Annotated in this window: 23 protein-coding genes; 9 read left to right on the forward strand and 14 right to left on the reverse strand. The window is 59.6% G+C overall.

The genetic code is table 11. The features are described 5' to 3' along the window. Window position 1 precedes the first annotated feature (1 nt). The 13 genes from tatA to K341_RS0108600 all read right to left on the reverse strand — a co-directional run bounded on the left by tatA (window position 2) and on the right by K341_RS0108600 (window position 10,137). Entirely contained in the window at window positions 2-220 is a 219-nt protein-coding gene (gene tatA, locus K341_RS0108545) for a twin-arginine translocase TatA/TatE family subunit (protein ID WP_009438175.1), read from the reverse strand. A 117-nt stretch (window positions 221-337) separates the two neighbouring features. Then, entirely contained in the window at window positions 338-484 is a 147-nt protein-coding gene (locus tag K341_RS12730; protein WP_162141747.1) for a hypothetical protein, read from the reverse strand. 100 nt (window positions 485-584) lie between these two features. Further along, window positions 585-965 carry a Sec-independent protein translocase subunit TatA/TatB gene (locus tag K341_RS0108550; RefSeq protein ID WP_009438195.1) on the reverse strand — a complete coding sequence of 127 codons (381 nt, stop codon included), beginning with the start codon at window positions 963-965 and terminating at the stop codon, window positions 585-587. 136 nt (window positions 966-1,101) lie between these two features. Further along, a complete protein-coding gene (locus tag K341_RS0108555; protein WP_026762498.1) occupies window positions 1,102-2,067 on the reverse strand; it encodes a polyprenyl synthetase family protein in 966 nt (321 codons plus the stop codon). 135 nt (window positions 2,068-2,202) lie between these two features. Next, entirely contained in the window at window positions 2,203-3,834 is a 1,632-nt protein-coding gene (locus K341_RS0108560) for a phosphodiester glycosidase family protein (RefSeq protein ID WP_037349535.1), read from the reverse strand. A 38-nt stretch (window positions 3,835-3,872) separates the two neighbouring features. Further along, complete coding sequence (locus K341_RS0108565) at window positions 3,873-4,319, reverse strand: rod-binding protein (protein ID WP_026762500.1); 447 nt, start codon at window positions 4,317-4,319, stop codon at window positions 3,873-3,875. A 13-nt stretch (window positions 4,320-4,332) separates the two neighbouring features. Further along, a complete protein-coding gene (locus K341_RS0108570; RefSeq protein ID WP_026762501.1) occupies window positions 4,333-5,445 on the reverse strand; it encodes a flagellar basal body P-ring protein FlgI in 1,113 nt (370 codons plus the stop codon). Window positions 5,446-5,461: 16 nt separating this feature from the next. Further along, window positions 5,462-6,061 (reverse strand): flagellar basal body L-ring protein FlgH, encoded by a 600-nt coding sequence (locus K341_RS0108575; protein WP_026762502.1) that lies wholly within the window; start codon window positions 6,059-6,061, stop codon window positions 5,462-5,464. 31 nt (window positions 6,062-6,092) lie between these two features. Beyond that, complete coding sequence (gene flgA, locus K341_RS0108580) at window positions 6,093-6,794, reverse strand: flagellar basal body P-ring formation chaperone FlgA (protein ID WP_081657293.1); 702 nt, start codon at window positions 6,792-6,794, stop codon at window positions 6,093-6,095. 59 nt (window positions 6,795-6,853) lie between these two features. Then, window positions 6,854-7,648, reverse strand: coding sequence for a flagellar basal-body rod protein FlgG (gene flgG, locus K341_RS0108585; protein WP_009350251.1), 795 nt, complete (start codon window positions 7,646-7,648; stop codon window positions 6,854-6,856). A gap of 83 nt (window positions 7,649-7,731) precedes the next feature. Further along, complete coding sequence (locus K341_RS0108590; protein WP_026762504.1) at window positions 7,732-8,532, reverse strand: flagellar hook-basal body protein; 801 nt, start codon at window positions 8,530-8,532, stop codon at window positions 7,732-7,734. Between the two features lie 67 nt (window positions 8,533-8,599). Then, window positions 8,600-9,628, reverse strand: coding sequence for a rod shape-determining protein (gene mreB, locus K341_RS0108595; protein WP_009350253.1), 1,029 nt, complete (start codon window positions 9,626-9,628; stop codon window positions 8,600-8,602). Between the two features lie 35 nt (window positions 9,629-9,663). After that, the gene (locus K341_RS0108600) at window positions 9,664-10,137 is read right to left on the reverse strand and encodes a hypothetical protein (protein WP_009438157.1); all 474 of its coding nucleotides are present in this window, start codon (window positions 10,135-10,137) and stop codon (window positions 9,664-9,666) included. Between the two features lie 182 nt (window positions 10,138-10,319). On the opposite strand from K341_RS0108600, the gene K341_RS0108605 reads away from it, so the two are divergent. The 9 genes from K341_RS0108605 to nrdG all read left to right on the forward strand — a co-directional run bounded on the left by K341_RS0108605 (window position 10,320) and on the right by nrdG (window position 16,750). Further along, entirely contained in the window at window positions 10,320-10,865 is a 546-nt protein-coding gene (locus K341_RS0108605) for a GNAT family N-acetyltransferase (RefSeq protein WP_026762505.1), read from the forward strand. 5 nt (window positions 10,866-10,870) lie between these two features. Next, window positions 10,871-12,055 carry a phosphopentomutase gene (locus K341_RS0108610; RefSeq protein WP_026762506.1) on the forward strand — a complete coding sequence of 395 codons (1,185 nt, stop codon included), beginning with the start codon at window positions 10,871-10,873 and terminating at the stop codon, window positions 12,053-12,055. Window positions 12,056-12,064: 9 nt separating this feature from the next. After that, window positions 12,065-13,387: a thymidine phosphorylase gene (locus K341_RS0108615; protein WP_026762507.1), complete on the forward strand. Its 1,323-nt coding sequence runs from the start codon at window positions 12,065-12,067 to the stop codon at window positions 13,385-13,387. Beyond that, entirely contained in the window at window positions 13,377-13,787 is a 411-nt protein-coding gene (locus K341_RS0108620) for a cytidine deaminase (protein WP_026762508.1), read from the forward strand. Before K341_RS0108615 ends, K341_RS0108620 begins: the two co-directional genes overlap by 11 nt. Continuing rightward, window positions 13,784-14,152, forward strand: a complete 369-nt coding sequence (locus K341_RS0108625; protein ID WP_009657782.1) for a response regulator — start codon at window positions 13,784-13,786, stop codon at window positions 14,150-14,152. The genes K341_RS0108620 and K341_RS0108625 overlap by 4 nt, the downstream gene beginning before the upstream one ends. Then, entirely contained in the window at window positions 14,149-14,601 is a 453-nt protein-coding gene (locus K341_RS0108630) for a hypothetical protein (RefSeq protein WP_026762509.1), read from the forward strand. The genes K341_RS0108625 and K341_RS0108630 overlap by 4 nt, the downstream gene beginning before the upstream one ends. Window positions 14,602-14,632: 31 nt before the next feature. Further along, on the forward strand, window positions 14,633-15,691 hold the full coding sequence (locus K341_RS0108635) for a mechanosensitive ion channel family protein (RefSeq protein ID WP_026762510.1): 1,059 nt from the start codon (window positions 14,633-14,635) through the stop codon (window positions 15,689-15,691). Between the two features lie 275 nt (window positions 15,692-15,966). Beyond that, the gene (gene nrdD / locus K341_RS0108645) at window positions 15,967-16,251 is read left to right on the forward strand and encodes an anaerobic ribonucleoside-triphosphate reductase (protein WP_009350263.1); all 285 of its coding nucleotides are present in this window, start codon (window positions 15,967-15,969) and stop codon (window positions 16,249-16,251) included. Further along, window positions 16,229-16,750, forward strand: a complete 522-nt coding sequence (nrdG, locus tag K341_RS0108650; RefSeq protein WP_009350264.1) for an anaerobic ribonucleoside-triphosphate reductase activating protein — start codon at window positions 16,229-16,231, stop codon at window positions 16,748-16,750. Before nrdD ends, nrdG begins: the two co-directional genes overlap by 23 nt. A 92-nt stretch (window positions 16,751-16,842) precedes the next feature. Here nrdG and K341_RS0108655 read toward each other — a convergent pair whose 3' ends face one another. After that, complete coding sequence (locus K341_RS0108655; protein ID WP_248676896.1) at window positions 16,843-17,211, reverse strand: hypothetical protein; 369 nt, start codon at window positions 17,209-17,211, stop codon at window positions 16,843-16,845. Window positions 17,212-17,237 lie beyond the last annotated feature (26 nt).

Below are 17,237 nucleotides of genomic sequence, written 5' to 3' on the forward strand. Positions count from 1 at the left end.
ATTAGCTCTTCGTTTCCGTCTTTCCGTCCGCGGGGAGCGTCTTTGTCTCCGCCGTGACATTGATCTCGGATTTTTCCCGGTCTTGTTCGTTGTTCGCGGATTTGAACTCCTTGATGCTCTTGCCGAGCGCCTTGCCGATGTCCGGCAGGCGGCCGGGGCCAAAGACGACCAGTCCGATGATGAGAATGAGTACGAGTTCGGGTACGCCGAGTCCAAACATGATGATTGTTCCCCTCCCAAGGCGTGAAGTGAGATTTTTTCAAAACTTTCACTTCACTCTATTCTTCCTAAAAATAATACAACTTGTTATATCGTTAAACATTTTGGCTGCCGGACGTTACGCCGCCGTGAATCGCAGGAGGGCACGGCGGCGCCGTGCCCCTACGGGGGCGGCATAACGAGGTACTTCACACGCGATGTCGCGGTGAATCTCCATGCCGACATGATGTGATACTGTTGGCTGCCGGACGTTACGCCGCCGCATATCGCAGGAGGGCGCAGCAGCGCGGCGCCCCTACGGGAGCGGCATAGCGAGAGATGTTTCGCTTGCGATGCGATGCCGCCATATATCGGCAGAACCATTACTATCCGTTCTTTTGTGCGGGTTCTGCAGTCTCTGCGGCGGTGGGCTGCTCTCCCGCCGTTTCCGCCTGCGCTGCACGATGTGCCGCGACGGCTGCCGCCGCGCTCTCCATGGTCGCGGGAGCGGGCTGTGCCGTCTCCTGCACAGGCTGTGCGGTCTGTATAGGCTGCGCCACGGGCGGTTGTTGTGCCGGCTGCGGCGCGGGTGCGGCGGGCGGCGGATCGGGTGCGTTAATCGCCTGTGTCAGGGCGTTCGACGCTTTGCGGAACTCGCGGAGTCCCTTGCCGAGCGACCGCCCCACCTCGGGCAATTTACCGGGACCGAACACGATCAGTCCCACAACGAGGATTAAAATGAGTTCGGGGACACCGATACCAAACATGAATGACACCTTCTTTTATGATAAACGATTGTTACAGAGCGTAATCAAGAACAGCGCGCATACCGTGCCCTCCTGCAATATATAGCGGCATGTCTTCACGACGACACGACGATGCGCCCCTCTCTGCTTCGCCCTCTCAAAACTCTCTGCGTCCGATGAAATCCGCCGCCATGAGGCACGTTTCCCTGATGCGCGGGTCGAGCGATGCGGGGAGCGCCTCCTTCGCTCGCGCGAGGTAGGCATCCGCCTGCTCCTGCGCGTAGTCCACGCCGTCCGTACTGCGAACGAGTACGAGCGCGCGTGCGACCTCCTCCTCCGACATCTTCGGATTCGTAATAAGCGCCGTGAGCTCGGCGCGCTCCTTTTCGCCGAGCACCGAGAGCGCGCGGATGACGGGCAGGGTCACATAGCCCTGCGCGAGATCGCGCCCTGCAGGCTTTCCGATGCGCTCGGCGGTCTGTTGGAGGTCGAGCAGGTCGTCCGTAATCTGGAACGCCATGCCGATCGCGTGCCCGTACCGAGCAAAATTCGCCGTATCCTCCGCGCTCATCCCGCCGATGCCCGCGCCGAGCTCGCAGCAGATCTCAAGGAAGTCCGCCGTTTTCTTCCGAATACGCTCATAGTAGGCGTCCTCGCTCGCCGGCACCTGATAGACCGTATGATCCTGCAGGATCTCCCCCTCGCTGAGCGTACAGACAAGGTCGGCGAGACGCATATAGATATGCGAGGAATACCCGACCCGCGCGACCTGCTTAAAGGCGCGCGCAAAGATATAGTCGCCGCTCAGAATGGCGACCTGATTGCCCCATTTTGCATTTGTCGTTGCCGACCCGCGCCGCGTATCCGCCTCGTCGATCACATCGTCATGCACAAGGGACGCCGTGTGAATCAGCTCGAGTGCAACCGCAATCGGCATCGCGCGGTCGCGGTCAAAGTCCGCACCTGCGCGCGCCGCGAGCAGGAACAGAGCGGGACGCAGCCGCTTCCCACCGGAGGAAACGAGATGCGCACCGATGTCGCTTACGAGAGCCGAATCCGAAGAAAGCGCCGCCTCCAGCGCCGCCTCGAGTACGGTGAGGTCTTCCTCTATGACATCAAACATGTCGTTTTTCAATGTCTTATCACCTACAGTAACGCGATCCGCAGCGCGGCGCGGCAACTCTCTTCATTGATATTTCTAATACCCGCAGGCATAAACCTCATCACATTCTATCATATTGCCGCTATACCGTCAAAATTATTTCTTCTGCAAAACGAGCGCGCTGCCGACACTGCGCTCCGTCCCGTCCGAGGGGAAATTCTGCACCTTGCCGTCCGCATAGAGTGCCGAGGAGCCGCCGCCGTCGAGGTTCACGGCGTCCCGTACGCCCCGCTTTACAAGGAACTCCGCGAACTCCGTCAGCGTCAGCCCATGGCTGTGCGACTGCCGCCCGTCAACCACGGCAAAGAAAATCATCCCCTTTTTCGTTACGCCGACCGCACTGCGCGGCGCGCGTCCGTAACGGATGTCACCGGGAAACTGCTCGTCCCCTGCCGTCACATGTATTTGCCCATTTTCGACGAGCCGAGGACCTGCGCCGACGACCTGCACGGCGCGGTCGAACGCCCCTGTTAGATGCTCCGTCAGTGTCACAGGGTCACCAACGCGCACGCCCGCCGAGGCGAACGCGTCCATTGAGGAGCCGTGTACCGAGACGACATAACCGTCCGACGGGATCACGGAGTCGTTCGTATTGATCTCTGTCACGCGCCCGTTCCGCACAACGTACTCCAGCCCGTAGGGATTCGTCCCCGTCGTTCTGCCATAGGCGCGGTTATAGATGATAAGATTATTCTCCCCGCGTTCGGCGTCGACACCCGAGACGGGCAGCGTCGTTTGGTCGATCTTCACCGTTCCATTATAGGATACAATGCCGAAGATAAAGGAGCCGTCCTCCATCACGCCAAATGCGGAGCGATCGAAATACGTCGTTCCAACGACGCTCCCGTCAATCTTCGTCACGCCGATGAGTTCGCCGTTCGGTGCAAAATAGGACGCGTTGATCGCCGCGGCCGCGTTCGTGGCGCGCGCGATGCCGCTCACCGTTTGCCGCCCGGGGATATAGCCGCGCGCAAGTGCCGGCCGCACGCTGTAAAGCTGCGGGTCAGCCGCGAGGAAGTACGCCGTCACGAGACCATCCTCATCTTGCCATACCTGCGTCGTCAGCTCAAGTCCCTGCCCGAGATTCGTGACGCGATTGATGGGCAGTATGCGTCCCTCGCTCACCGCGCGCGGATCTACGCTGCCGAGCAGTCCGTGCTCCTGAAGCACTTTGATATAGGCAGGAAGTTCCTGCGGCGGTATGCCGGTCTCCGCAGGTTTTTCCACCGGCTTTTGCACAGGTTTTGCCGAGGGCTTTTCCTCGGATTTTTCCATCCCCTCGGGCGCAACGTCAACAAAAATGCGGAATGGATTGGTCAGGTTTCCAATCCGGTACGACATCCCCTTCGCCATCGTAACGGTGACATAGAAATGCCCGTTGCGCTTTGCATAGGAGACAGACTGAATGCGCTTTGTCCGAATCGCTGACCGATTGAGTTTTGCTGCATCCACATCCGCAAAGTCGAGCGTCAGTTCACGTCCATCCTCGGAAATATTCGCATGGTAGATCGGCATCTCCGTGAGGTCGAACACGATGCGGTCACGCGCTGTGCCCGATGACGAGCGCAGTCCGGTCAGATCTGCCGCCGCATGTACATAAGAAGCTGCCGCAAGCATCAGCGCCGCAGCAAGCACAAGGATTTTCTTCAAAACACGCATAACAAACTCCAAACTAGAAATCGCAGTCTCAAAATAAAAAGAGAGCTGCCCAAAAACAGCTCCCTTCATCACAGCGTCCTCCTAAGGACGTTTTCTCTCTTGCTTCGTTATTTCTTCAAGGCGGTCGGAGCAAGCTGCTTGTACATCATATCCGCGATGCCAATGCCGCCGCTCTTTGATACCTCGTTCATCAGCTCGGTATCCCGCATATCCTCAAAGATATTCATTGCGTTGGACTTTTTCCCGAACAGACCGCCCTCAGGGACAGTCGCCCGCATCTGCTTATACATCATGCTGAGGAACATCGCCTCAAATCCCTCGCATGCCTCGCGCAGTTTCTTCGCCTGCACGTCTGCGTCCGTCATCGTTCGGACGAATCCCTGCGTCTCCGGCGTGGTTTTTGCGGGTGTCGCATCCGCAGCGGCGGCTTTGCGTTGCAGCTCCTCCAATGTCGATTGGAACGATTTCTCCTCGGCGTTCGTACGCGCCGCATCGTAGGAGGTGCCCGCAGCACCGCTCGTGAGCGCGGGACTGCCGATCGGCTGTATCGTCATGATCTTTTCCTCCTTAGATAATCTCAAGCTCTGCGTGTAGTGCACCTGCCGCCTTCATCGCCTGCAGTATGGAAATCGTATCGCGCGGGGTCGCGCCCACGGTATTGAGTGCACCCACGATATCGCTGACATTCGTCGTCGCGGGCAGAACGATGGTGCTGCCCTTTGCCTCGGAGACCGATACGTCGGGGTTCTCCGTCACAACCGTGTTCCCGTAGCTGAATGGTCCCGGCTGCGATACATCGGGGTTCGCCTGAATGCGGATCGTAATGCCGCCCTGCGTGATGGCAACCGCATCCACGGAAACGTCGCCGCCCATGATAATCGTACCTGTGCGCTCGTTGACCACGACGCGCGCCATATTATCGGGACGGATCGGCAGCTCCTCGAGCGATGCGATGAAACTGACCACATTCCCGCGGTAATAGGACGGGATCGAAACGTCCACGCGCCCTGCATTCGCAGCCTGCGCGATGTTCCCATACTGTGCGTTGATCGCCCCCGCGACCCGCGACGCCGTTGTAAAATCCGCGCGAGAGAGCGAGATCGAGATGCGCCCGTCGCCGCCGATGTCGTCCTCCACCGTACGCTCGACAATGCCCGCATTCACTGCGATCCCGACCGTTGGGAACGCCGCCTGCACGTTGCTGCCGCCGCTGCCTGCGGTAAAGCCGCCCGTAGAAACCGCCCCCTGCGCGACGACGTAGACCTCGCCGTTGCCCGCCTTGAGCGGCGTCTGGAGCAACGTGCCGCCGCGCAGACTCTTCGCATCGCCGATGGAGGAGACGGTTACGTCGAGCGCATCGCCTTCGCGGACGAAGGGCGGCAGTGTCGCCGTCACCATGACCGCCGCCGCGTTCTTGAGCTTGATCGAGCTCGTGTTGACGTTGATGCCGTAGCTGATGAGCATGTTCGCAATCGACTGGAGCGTCTCGCCCGAGCTGGAGCCGTCGCCCGTGCCGTTGAGCCCGACGACGAGCCCGTAGCCCATGAGCTGGTTGGAACGCACGCCCTGCACCTTCGAGATGTCCTTGAGACGCGTGACTGCGGATTCCGCCGATGCGATGCCCGGAAACGTTCCGAACACAAGGGCGAGGAGGAGCAGTGCTGCTGCAAATTTCTTCATAAGAACTCCCTCCCCTTTAGAACAAGATATTGAAGATCTGGGTCAGAATGCCCTGCCGCTGTTTTGCATTGAGCGGTCCCTTGCCGTCGAAGCGTACCGTCGCATCGGCAACGCGTGTCGAGAGCACGGTGTTCGTTGCGGAGATGTCCTCCGGGCGGCACATGCCGCGGAACGTGATCTTGTGCTCATTGCGGTTCTGCCAGATGGACTGCGTCCCCTCAAGGATGAAGTTCCCTGCAGGCGTGATCTCCGTAATGGTCACGGTCACGTTGCCGATCGTTCGGTTCGTCGAGGACGCGGAGCCCTTTGCGTTGAATTTATCGGATCCGCTCGCCGACGCTGCCTTGAGGAAGTCAAAAATGCCGACACCCGCACCGATCGAAACGGAGCCGCTTTTCTCATTCGCCGACGATCGCGTCGCCGATGTCGTTGTGGTCTCACTGATGATGATGGTCACAATATCGCCGACATTCATCGCACGGTGATCCGCGAAAACATTCCGTGTCGGGTAGCCGCTCGGATTTTTCCACAGGGACTCCGCCGAGACGGCGGGTGCAATGCTCCCGACCGCAAAGGCGGCGGCAAGCATCCCTGCAAGCCATTTCCTTTTACTCATCATGTTCTCCTCCCGAACTCCCGTTGTCCCGTTACCCCGAAATCTGTACCGTCTCTGCGTCAATCACCTTGCCGCGCAGGATCTTCCCTGAGCGTACATTGCGCACGCGGATCATGTAGCCGATGCGGCCGCCCTCCATCGCCGCCCCCTCGGCACGAACAACGATGCCGTTCGTGTTGAAAATGAGCGTGACCGGATTTCCCACACGGATCACGAGCGGCATCGCCAAAAAGTTTGGCGTAATCACCGTATCCTTGCGAATCCAGCGTCCCGCAACGCGTCCCCCGAGCTTTGAAAAATCCGTCAGCGTTACGGCGGGTAGGGTATCCACCGCGCGCTCTTCGATCCGCGCATTCGCGGGGCTGATCTCCGCCTCCTGACGGATGTCCGTCATGGCGACGAGCACGCGGTCATAGACCGTTACGCGATAGTAATTCGTCGTTTTCCGCTGCAATACACCGTCTATATAGACCGAAATCAGTGCCGGGAAATCTCTGCCGTAGGGAATGCCGCGCGGAAATTCTACCGTCGCTGTCACCTCGCCTGCCGGGAGGTGCATTGTGTTTGTCGATCGCTGCAAATGCAGCTCATGCCGTCGTGTTTCTCCGCTCTCCGTAAGCGTCTCTTCGATTTTTTTCTCTGCGAGCGTTGAAATCTGCACGGCGGAAAGCACGTTTGGAAACTGCTCTCCCACCGTGTCGTACGGGACGGCAGCGACCGTCTGCGCGGGCAAAAAAGCGAATAAGCCACTCCATAGGAATAGAATGGCTGTGATGATTCTAATTTGAATGCTCAACGCTTGAGCGTATTTGCAATCTCGAGCATCGAATCAGACGTCGTGATTGCCTTGGAATTGGACTCGTACGCACGCTGTGAGATGATCATCTCGACCATTTCCTCAACGATCTGCACATTGCTCATCTCGAGTGTCCCCTGCGTGAGCGTTCCCGTTCCGTCAAGACCGGGCGTCGACTCGATCGCCTCGCCCGATGCGTCGGAGACGACGAAGAGATTCTTGCCGATAGAGGTCAGTCCTGCAGGGTTCACGAAACGTGCAAGTGTGATCTGTCCTGCTTCCTGCTGCTGCGTCTGCCCCGCCTCACGGTAAGAGACGCGCCCGTCGCCGGAGATCGTGATGGACTCCGACGGCGCATTCTCACCGATTTGAATGCCGTCCGCAATCAGATAACCGTCCGTCGTAACCATGCGGCGGTTGCTGTCGAGCTTCCACGTGCCGTCACGCGTATATGCAGTCGAACCGTCCGGCAGCGTGACGCGGAAGAAGCCCTCGCCCTGAATGCCGATGTCGGTCGGGTTGTCCGTCGTCTGGAGCGCCCCCTGTGTGAAGATACGCTGCGTCGCGGCGACGCGCGTGCCGAGACCGATCTGCAGTGCCGTCGGGTACTGCGAATCCGTGCCGTTCCGTGCGCCCGCCTCGCGGAGCGTCTGGTAGACGAGATCCTGGAACTCCGCGCGCACCTTCTTGCCGCCGTGGGTGTTGACGTTCGCGATGTTGTGCGCCACGATGTCCATATGTGCCTGCTGCGCCTTCATGCCGGACGCTGCAGACCAAAGTGCTCTCATCATAGTCGGTATCCCCCTCCAAGAGAAGTATTTTTCCTGCTTGTACTCTATTATATCGAAATCTTTTCCGGTTTTCTTAAATGCATTTAACTCGTGCGCCCGACATCATTGACCGCCTTATCAAGCAGCGAATCCTGCGTCTGCACGGCGCGCGAACCTGCCTCATAGACGCGATAGTTGTTGATGAGCTCGACCATCTCGGTAACGACGCTCGTGTTTGACATCTCGAGCAGCCCCTGCTCGATCGTCCCGGTCGCCTGCGTGGGGCGCGCGCCCTCCTGCGGACGGTAGAGGTTGTCCCCCTGCTTAATGACCGCGTCGGGTGCGTCGAACTGCACAAAGCCGAGCTGTGCGATCTCCGCATTCCCCACATAGATGCGCCCGTCACCGGAGACATTCACGCGCGTCGCGTCCGCGGGGATATTGATGGGACGCCCCTGCGCCGAGAGCACCGCCTGCCCGCGTACGTTCTGCAGCTGCCCGCTCGCCGAGCGGTAAAAGCTGCCGTCGCGCGTGTAGCGCGGTCCCTGCGGGGTATCGATAACGAAGTAGCCCTCGCCCGAGATGGCAAAATCGTAGGTGTTGCCCGTTGTCTGAAGCGCGCCCTGCAAATGATCAGTCGCGATCTCATCTACCGCAGAACCGAGTCCAAGCATACCGACGCGTGGGGCGCCATGCCCCAGCCGAAAGCCCTTAAAGCTCGTCACATCCGTGTCCGCCGTATAGTCGTTGATGCGGCGCAAGAGCATCGGTTCGAACTCGCGGATCGCCATATCGTCACGCTTAAAGCCCGTATTCGACGCGTTCGCAAGGTTGTTCGCGATCATGTCCGTGTGCTTGGTCTCCGTGATCATGCCGGACGCCGCGATATAAAGACCTCTCCACATAACTATCCCTCTTTTTCCCGAAAGTTTTCCTTCTCGTATAAAATTCGCCGCAGAGAAAAATTTTCCTCTATTTTTTCCTGCCGAATGTCGTATTCGTCGCCTTGCCGTCAAATTTGTCAAAGATGTCGAGTGCCTTGCCGCACCCCATCGCAACGCAGGACATAGGATCATCCGCGACAAGCGTCGGCGTCCCCGTCTCGCGCTGAATCAGCTCCGCCATGCCGTAGAGGAGTGCGCCGCCGCCCGTGAGGACAATGCCGCGATCCATGATGTCCGCCGCAAGCTCCGGCGGCGTATCCTCGAGCACCTTTTTCACACAGTCAACAATGCGCATCACGGATGTCTCAATCGCAGCCGATGCCTGTGCCGTCGAGATCGTGACCGTCTTCGGCAGCCCCGAAAGGAGATCGCGCCCGCGAATGTCCATCTGTTCGCGCCGTGCCGCCGTATGTGCCGCGCCGACCCGCGTCTTGATCTCCTCCGCTGTGCGTTCGCCGATGAGCAGGTTGAACTCACGCTTCACATACGCGATGATATCCTCGTCGAACGTGTCGCCCGCCATGCGCAGGCTCTCGCTTGTCACGATGCCGCCGAGACTGATGACAGCAATATCGGTCGTACCGCCGCCGATGTCGACGACCATCGAGCCCTGTGCCTCCACGATGTCGAGTCCCGCGCCCATCGCCGCCGCGAGCGGCTCCTCGATGAGCTGAATGTGCCGCGCCCCCGCCTGCTCGGCGGCCTCCTGCACGGCACGCTGCTCGACCATCGTCACCCCCGAGGGGATACAGATCATGATGCGCGGGCGGAAGACGATGCTGCGCCCGACGACTTTTTCGATGAAGAAGCGGAGCATACTCTCCGTGATGTCGTAATCCGCGATCACACCGTCGCGCAGCGGGCGTATGGCAACGATGTTGCCGGGCGTGCGTCCGATCATGCGGCGCGCATCCTCGCCGATGGCGAGCACCTGATTCGTGTCGCGGTTGACGGCGACGACGGACGGTTCCTTGAGGACGATGCCCTTGCGTTTCACATAGACGAGGACGTTTGCCGTCCCGAGGTCGATTCCTATATCCATTGACATGCCGAACATGTACGGAAATCCTCCTAATAATTACGGTTCAAAAATCAATTGTCCTCATCCTCGACCACGAATTGTTCGGGGACGGGCGTCACGGCAGTGCGGATCTCTTCGAGCGATTTCTCAAGCGACTCCATGTATTCCTCTTCGAGCGTCTTGTTGTCCCATTTGCACTTTTTCCCGTAGTTCAAAATGCCGTCGAGATAAGGAATCGCCATTTCCGAGACATACGCCTTTGAGACCTCGGCTGCGGTCATGTAAGCATCCTTCGTACGCAGCTCGAACGCGATGCGGTCGATGTAATGCTCCCCTTCAATAACATAAGCAAGCGAGCGCAGCCGCAGGCTCATCTCGCGTGCGGTCACAGCGTCGCGCGATGTCGCCGAGCGATCCGCTGCGATCTTCTCAAAAATAGCCCACGCCTCATCGCACAGATTCCCGACCGTGGCAAGCACCCGGTCGCGCGCACGCTTCTTGCGCCAAAGCACTTCGCGGACGGTCGGCTTTTTCTGCTCTCCCATGCCTGCTTCCCCATTTCCTTTGGTACAATCTCTATCAAGTCTTTCCATTATATGATTTTCCCCCTGCCGCGTCAATCTATAATTATGCGCCGATCACCGCGCCCACCACGTAAAATATTTGCATTACCGGGGCGATTCAATGTAAAATAGCAAAAAGAGTTCTTTCATAAAAGGAGTATATGATGGCGGAAATCCTAAGAGAAAGTGCGCGTCTCTTCCTGCGCCGCGCAGAGCCGGAGGACATCGACTACATCTGCGCGCTGCAGGAAGCGGCGGACAATCGCGACTACATCGTGCCGTTCTCCCGCGCGGATCACGAGACGATCATTTTACAGGGCAAGGCGGCGATTGATCTCATCGTCGTGGAGAAGGAGACGCTCGTGCGTGTCGGCTACCTCCACGTCGGCGGGCTGCTGCTCGAATCGAAGGAGCAGGAGTGGACGCACGTCGTCGTCGAGAAGAAGGGCTGCGGCTACGGGCATGAGACGATGCGGCTCCTGAAGGCATGGGCGTTTGACGTCTGCGGCGCCCACCGCGCATGGCTTGACTGCAAGGACTACAACGCGCGCGCGCTGCACCTCTACGAGTCCGAAGGCATGGTGCGCGAGGCGCTGATCCGCGAGACGCTGCTGCATAACGGCGTCTACGAGAACCTCGTTGTGCTCGGCATCCTCGACCGCGAGTACCGCGCGCGGCGGCGGTCAGGTCTTGAACTAGAAGGGATTTGAGTTCCATGAAAAACACAGGCATCAAACGCGTTTTCCTCATCGTGCTCGACAGCTTCGGCATCGGGGCTGCCCCCGACGCGGCGAAGTTCGGCGACGCGGCGACGTGCAGCACGCTGCGCTCCGTCACCGAGAGCGGACTGTTCCCCGCAAAGAATCTCCGAAAGCTCGGGCTTTACAACATCGATGGCGTAACCTGCGGCAGAGTTCATGATGCACCCGCGGGAGCATACGCACGCCTGCGCGAGCTCTCGCGCGGCAAGGATACGACCATTGGGCATTGGGAGATGGCAGGCATCGTGCGCAATGAACCGCTGCCAACCTATCCGGGCGGCTTCCCCGAGGACGTCATCGCGCAGCTCGAAGCGGCGTTCGGACGGAAGGTTCTCTGCAACAAGCCCTACTCGGGCACGCAGGTCATCCACGACTACGGACAGGAGCATGAGGAGACGGGTGCGCTCATCGTCTACACCTCCGCAGACAGTGTGCTCCAGATCGCGGCGCACGAGGACTGCGTTCCCGTCGAGCAGCTCTATGCCTATTGCCGCAAGGCACGCGAGATCATGTGCGGCTCACACGCCGTCGGACGCATCATCGCGCGCCCCTTCATCGGCGCGTATCCGAACTACGAGCGCACGCCGCGCCGCCACGACTTTTCCCTCGAACCGACGGGCGAGACGATCCTCGACGCGCTGAAGCACGCGGGCAAGGACGTGATCGGCGTCGGGAAGATTTCGGACATCTTCGCGGGGCGCGGGCTGACGCGCTCGCTCGGTGTGAACGAAAGCAATACGGACGGCATGAGGAAAACAATTTCTCTCGTGGACGAGGATTTCACCGGACTCTCCTACATCAACCTCGTCGACGGCGACATGATCTACGGACACCGCCGCGACGTGGAGGGCTACGCGCACGCGATGCAGGAGTTCGACGACTGGCTCGGCACATTCCTCCCGCGCATGAGGGAGAGCGACGTTCTCATGATCACCGCCGACCACGGCTGCGACCCCGGCGCGGCGGGCACGGATCACACGCGCGAGTATGTCCCGCTCCTCGTCTGCGGCGCCTACATCGTGCCGCGCAGTCTCGGCACATATCCGACCTTTGCCATGATCGGCGCGAGCATCGCGGACATGTTCGACGTGCCGCTCACGACCAAGGGCGAGAGTTTCCTCCCCTCCATCTTGATCTAGAGGTGCGCCATGAATATGTATGACCTCATCACGGTGAAAAAGCGCGGCGGCGCGCTCGTGTGCGACGAACTCTCCTACATGATCGGCGGCTATGTTGCGGGCGAAATCCCCGACTATCAGATGTCCGCCATGCTGATGGCAATTTATTTCAACGGAATGACGCCCGAGGAGACCACGAACCTCACGAAAATCATGGCGGCGTCGGGCGACCGCATCGACCTCTCCGCCATCGACGGCATCAAGATCGACAAGCATTCGACGGGCGGCGTCGGCGACAAGACAACGCTCATCGTGAGCCCCATTGTCGCGGCGTGCGGCTGCTATGCGCCGAAGATGTCGGGGCGCGGGCTCGGACATACGGGCGGCACGGTGGATAAGCTCGAATCCATCCCCGGATTCCGCACCGACCTCACGCAGGAAGAGTTCCTCGCCGTCGTGCGCGACTGCCGCATGAGTCTCATCGCGCAGGCAGGGACGCTCGCGCGCGCGGACAAGCTGCTCTACGCTCTGCGCGACGTAACAGCGACCGTCGACAGTATTCCCCTAATCGCATCGTCCATCATGAGCAAGAAGCTCGCCTGCGGCGCTGACGCCGTTCTCCTCGACGTGAAGGTCGGGCGCGGTGCGTTCATGAAGACCGCCAAGGAGGCGCGCACGCTCGCCGCCCTCATGGTTGACATCGGTCGGGGCGCGGGACTCCCGACCGCCGCGCTCCTCACGAACATGGACGTCCCGCTCGGCAATGCCGTCGGCAACAGCCTTGAGGTCATCGAGGCAATGGCGGTACTGCGCGGCGCAGGTCCCGCCGATCTGCGCGAGGTCTCCCTTTCTCTCGCCGCGGAAATGCTGCGTCTGGCGGGCATCGGCACGCGCGAAGAGTGCCGCACCCGCGCGGAAGCTGCCGTTGCGGACGGATCGGCATTCGAGACCTTTGCCCGCATGACGGCGGCACAGGGCGGCGACACCGCCGTGCTCGACGATCCGCGCAAATTCCCGCAGGCAAAGCATCAATGCGTACTCACCGCAAAAGAGACCGGCTATATCGCGCGCCTCGACGCCGAGACCGTCGGTCGTGCCGCCGTCCTCCTCGGGGCGGGGCGCGCGGACAAAAACGCCGCGATTGACCATGCTGCGGGCATCTATCTCGATAAGAAATACGGCGATCCTGTCACAATGGGCGATGCACTCGCAACACTCTATGCCGAGAGCGAGGAGCGGCTCACGGCGGGCCTCGCCCGTCTCGGAGACGCCTATGCCATAGATGCCGTATCGCCTGCACCGCAGAAACTCATCTACGGCACGGTGGACGCGGAGGGGTATCATGACCGATAGAGAACTCGTCGCGGCGGCGACACGCTTTCGCGAAAATGCCTATGCGCCATACTCCCGGTTCGCCGTCGGCGCTGCGCTCCTTGCGCGCAGCGGGCGCGTCTACGGCGGCGTGAACGTCGAGAACGCCTCCTATCCTGTCGGTATCTGTGCGGAGCGCGCGGCGATCGCCCGCGCCGTCACGGACGGGGAGCGCGCTTTCGACGCGCTTGCCGTCGTTGCCGATACACCGGATGTCTGCGCCCCCTGCGGCATGTGCCGGCAGGTGATGGCGGAGTTTCCCATCCGCCGCGTCATCCTCGCGAACCTGCGCGGCGATATGCATGTCTTCTCGCCTTCCGAACTGCTCCCGCACGCCTTTGGCGCGGCGGCGCTCCCTGCAAAGGAGGAATCCCCCACATGAAAATCCTCATCGTTGACGACTCGCGTCTCGTCCGGCTCAAGCTGCGCGCGGAGCTCTCCGACCGCGGTCACACCGTCGTCGAGGCTGCGAATGGCGAAGAGGCGCTGAAACAGGCAGAGAGTGATCTGCCCGACGGCGTCTTTCTCGACGTCATACTGCCCGGCATCGACGGATGCGAAACTCTCCGTCGCCTGCGGGCGGTGCACCCCCGGCTCCCCGTCGTCATGATCTCGACCGACGCGTCGGAGGAGAACGTCGCCCGCGCCCACGCAAGCGGCGCGCTCATGTTCATCCAAAAGCCATATGCCGACCACGAGATCACAACAGCGCTCGCCAAGATACGCGCGTATCGGGAGGAATCATGAGCGAGTTGTTCGGTGCATATACGGCATCATTCCTGCATGGGCTCTCGGTCTATGCACATGTCGAGGCATCCATGTCCGCACAGCCTGCGGACACGCCGCCCCCATACATCACCCTGTCCCAGCGTCTCACGGCGGACGGTCTGCCCTTCATCGCGGGACTTGCCATGCCTGCGGATGCGTTCTATGCGATCGCGGCGGGCTACAGCGGCGTCTGTCTCGACACTGCCGAGGAGCTCGCCGTCGATGCCGCAGGGGAACTCTTCAACGTCATCAACGGACATTTTTCCTCCGAGATGCGCGCGTGCGGACATGCTGTCTCTATCGAAGAGCCGCCGCGTCACGTATATGCCGCCCCGCTGCCGGAGAGCGGCACCCTCCGATGCGACGCTGCAAGTCCGTTCGGTACGATGCACATTATCGCCGCGCAGGAAGAATTTCTCCCTGCCTGAGCGCAGCCCGCTTTTTTGAAAGGAGCTCATCTTGACTGCCCTATTCGATCTCGATCTCCATACGCTCTTAGATCTTCTCCTCGTCCCGGTCTGCATCGTCTGCGCCGCGCTCACCGTCGGCATCATCGCCGACCGCTTGATCCGCCGCTATGTCAACCGCCACCTCGCGGTGGAGGAAAGCACTTGGAAATATGTGCTCATCCGCTCCATGCACGGCGTGCCGATTTTTTTCAGCTTCATCATCGGTCTCTACTGGGCGATCGACGCCGTGGAGATCTCGCCGACGCTCACAAAATTATTTTCCTATCTGCTCTTTACGAGCAATGTGCTGACCATCACGCGTGTGATTGCACGTACCGTGGACGGCGTCGTCACCATGTATTTCGAGCGGTCGGACAAAAATCTGCCCAAGACGACTCTGCTCAACAGCATTCTCATCGGCGTCATCTACGCGATGGGGGTTCTCGTCATCCTCCAATACTACGGCATCTCCATCGCCCCCATCCTCACGGCGGCGGGCGTCGGCGGCATGGCGGTCGCGCTCGCTCTGCAGGAAACGCTCGCAAACATCTTTGCGGGACTCCATCTCATCCTCTCGAAACAGCTCCGTCTTGGCGACTACATCAAACTCAGCAGCGGTGAGGAAGGACGTGTCACGGACATCACATGGCGGTTCACGACCATCATCCCCGTCGGCGCAAGCAATACTATCGTCATTCCAAACAAAACGATTGCGGGTGCAAACATTACGAACTACAGTCTGCCGAGCAATCAGATCAACATCAGTGTTCCCATCGGTGTCGCGTACGACAGTGATCTCGTGCTCGTGGAGCGCGTCACCGTCGAGACGGCACGCGAAGTGCTCGCACGCGTCGACGAGGATGCAAGCGCGAACCCAGTCGTGCGTTTCACGGATTTTGGCGAATCCTCCATCGACTTTGTCGTTGTCCTACAGTCGAGTCTTTTTGACCATCAGGGCGTGATCAAGCACGAGTTCATCAAGGCGCTCACCGAACGCTATCGCAAAGAAGGCATCGACATGCCCTATCCGATCCGCACCATCATCCAAGAACAGGAAGCGAACGAATAGGCTTATCCACAGAATGCACCGCCATGCGCAACGGATTATTGTGGATAATTTTGGCGCCGCCGGAATGCCCGAGGCGCCTTTTTTCATTGGAAAAATCGACATTGCCATATCTTTTTTCCAAAATTTTTCTGTGGATAAGTCTGTGTAAAACAACTATATATAGATTTCCTATTGACTCCTGCCCACTACATGTTGTATAATCCTCACCAGACGGCGCAACAAACGCCCCACACATTATCCCGCCGCATGCGGCGGAACTCAAAGGAGAATGCAGCATGATTGTCAACGATATCAACGTCACGGTAAACGGTCTTACGGATGTCACCGCGCACGAGGTGGAGAACTACATCTCGTACATCGAGGGACAGACGAACGAGAAGCTCGACAGCCTCTCCATCACGGGCACGGACGACGGTCGCGTCACACTCGGCTACGAGGTGCGTCAGCCGAAGTTCGAGCGCGTCCGCCGCATCACGGGCTATCTCGTTGGCACCACGGATCGCTGGAACAACGCCAAGCGCGCCGAGGAACACGAGCGTGTCAAGCACGGACTCCACTGAGATCCGCATCTCCGGCATCGCTCGTGACTCCATCGTCGACGGCGAGGGCATCCGCCTGACGGTCTTTACACAGGGCTGTCCGCGTCGGTGCCCCGGATGTCACAATCCGGAGACACAGCCGCTCGTCGGCGGACGCACGACAACCGTCGGCGCGGTGGTCGCGGAACTGGATGAGAATCCGCTTCTCACGGGGCTGACGCTCAGCGGCGGCGAGCCGTTCCTTCAACCGGGAGCACTGCTCCCGCTCGCTCGCGCCGCACACGCACGTGGGCTCGATGTGTGGAGCTACACGGGGTTTACTCTCGAAGAACTCCGCGCACAGGGCGACACGGACGTGGACGCGCTGCTCGAAGAACTGGACGTCCTCGTTGACGGCGACTACCGCGAAGAGCTGCGCGATCTCACGCTGCACTTTCGCGGATCGCGCAACCAGCGTGTCATCGATCTCGCCGCCACGCGCCGCACCGGCGAACTCACACTTCTTTACGCAAACGACTAACAACACTTAGCAACATCACACCTAACAACAACGCAAAAGGGGACGACTGCAAATGCGGCCGTCCCCTTTTGTTGTATTTATATTTTCTCTTTTTAATGTGTTCCTTGCAGGAGTTCTTGATACATCGGACGCTCGGCAGCAGGAACTTGGAGCAGATCCATTGCTTGTTCCGCAGAAATTTTCAGCTGTGCAACAAGATGCTGAAGATTTGCAGCGCGTTCTTTTTGTGCTCCGCTTTTCTCGCCTTCCTTGCGGCCTTCCTTTATGCCTTCCTTGCGGCCTTCCTTGCGGCCTTCTTTACGTCCCTCCATACGCCCTTCGGACATACCGGCCTTCCACTCGTCTCTCATCTTCATAGCAAATGTCATATACTCCACCCTCTCTCCTTCTTCCGTTTTCACTTTTCGAATCTCATCTTCAATTTCCTGTACGAGCGCGTCGCCGCTCAGTACGCCGTCCACATACGAGAGAAATGCCTTGAGTGCGT

Source organism: Centipeda artemidis DSM 19719, from assembly GCF_000426665.1.
Classification (GTDB): domain Bacteria; phylum Bacillota; class Negativicutes; order Selenomonadales; family Selenomonadaceae; genus Centipeda; species Centipeda artemidis.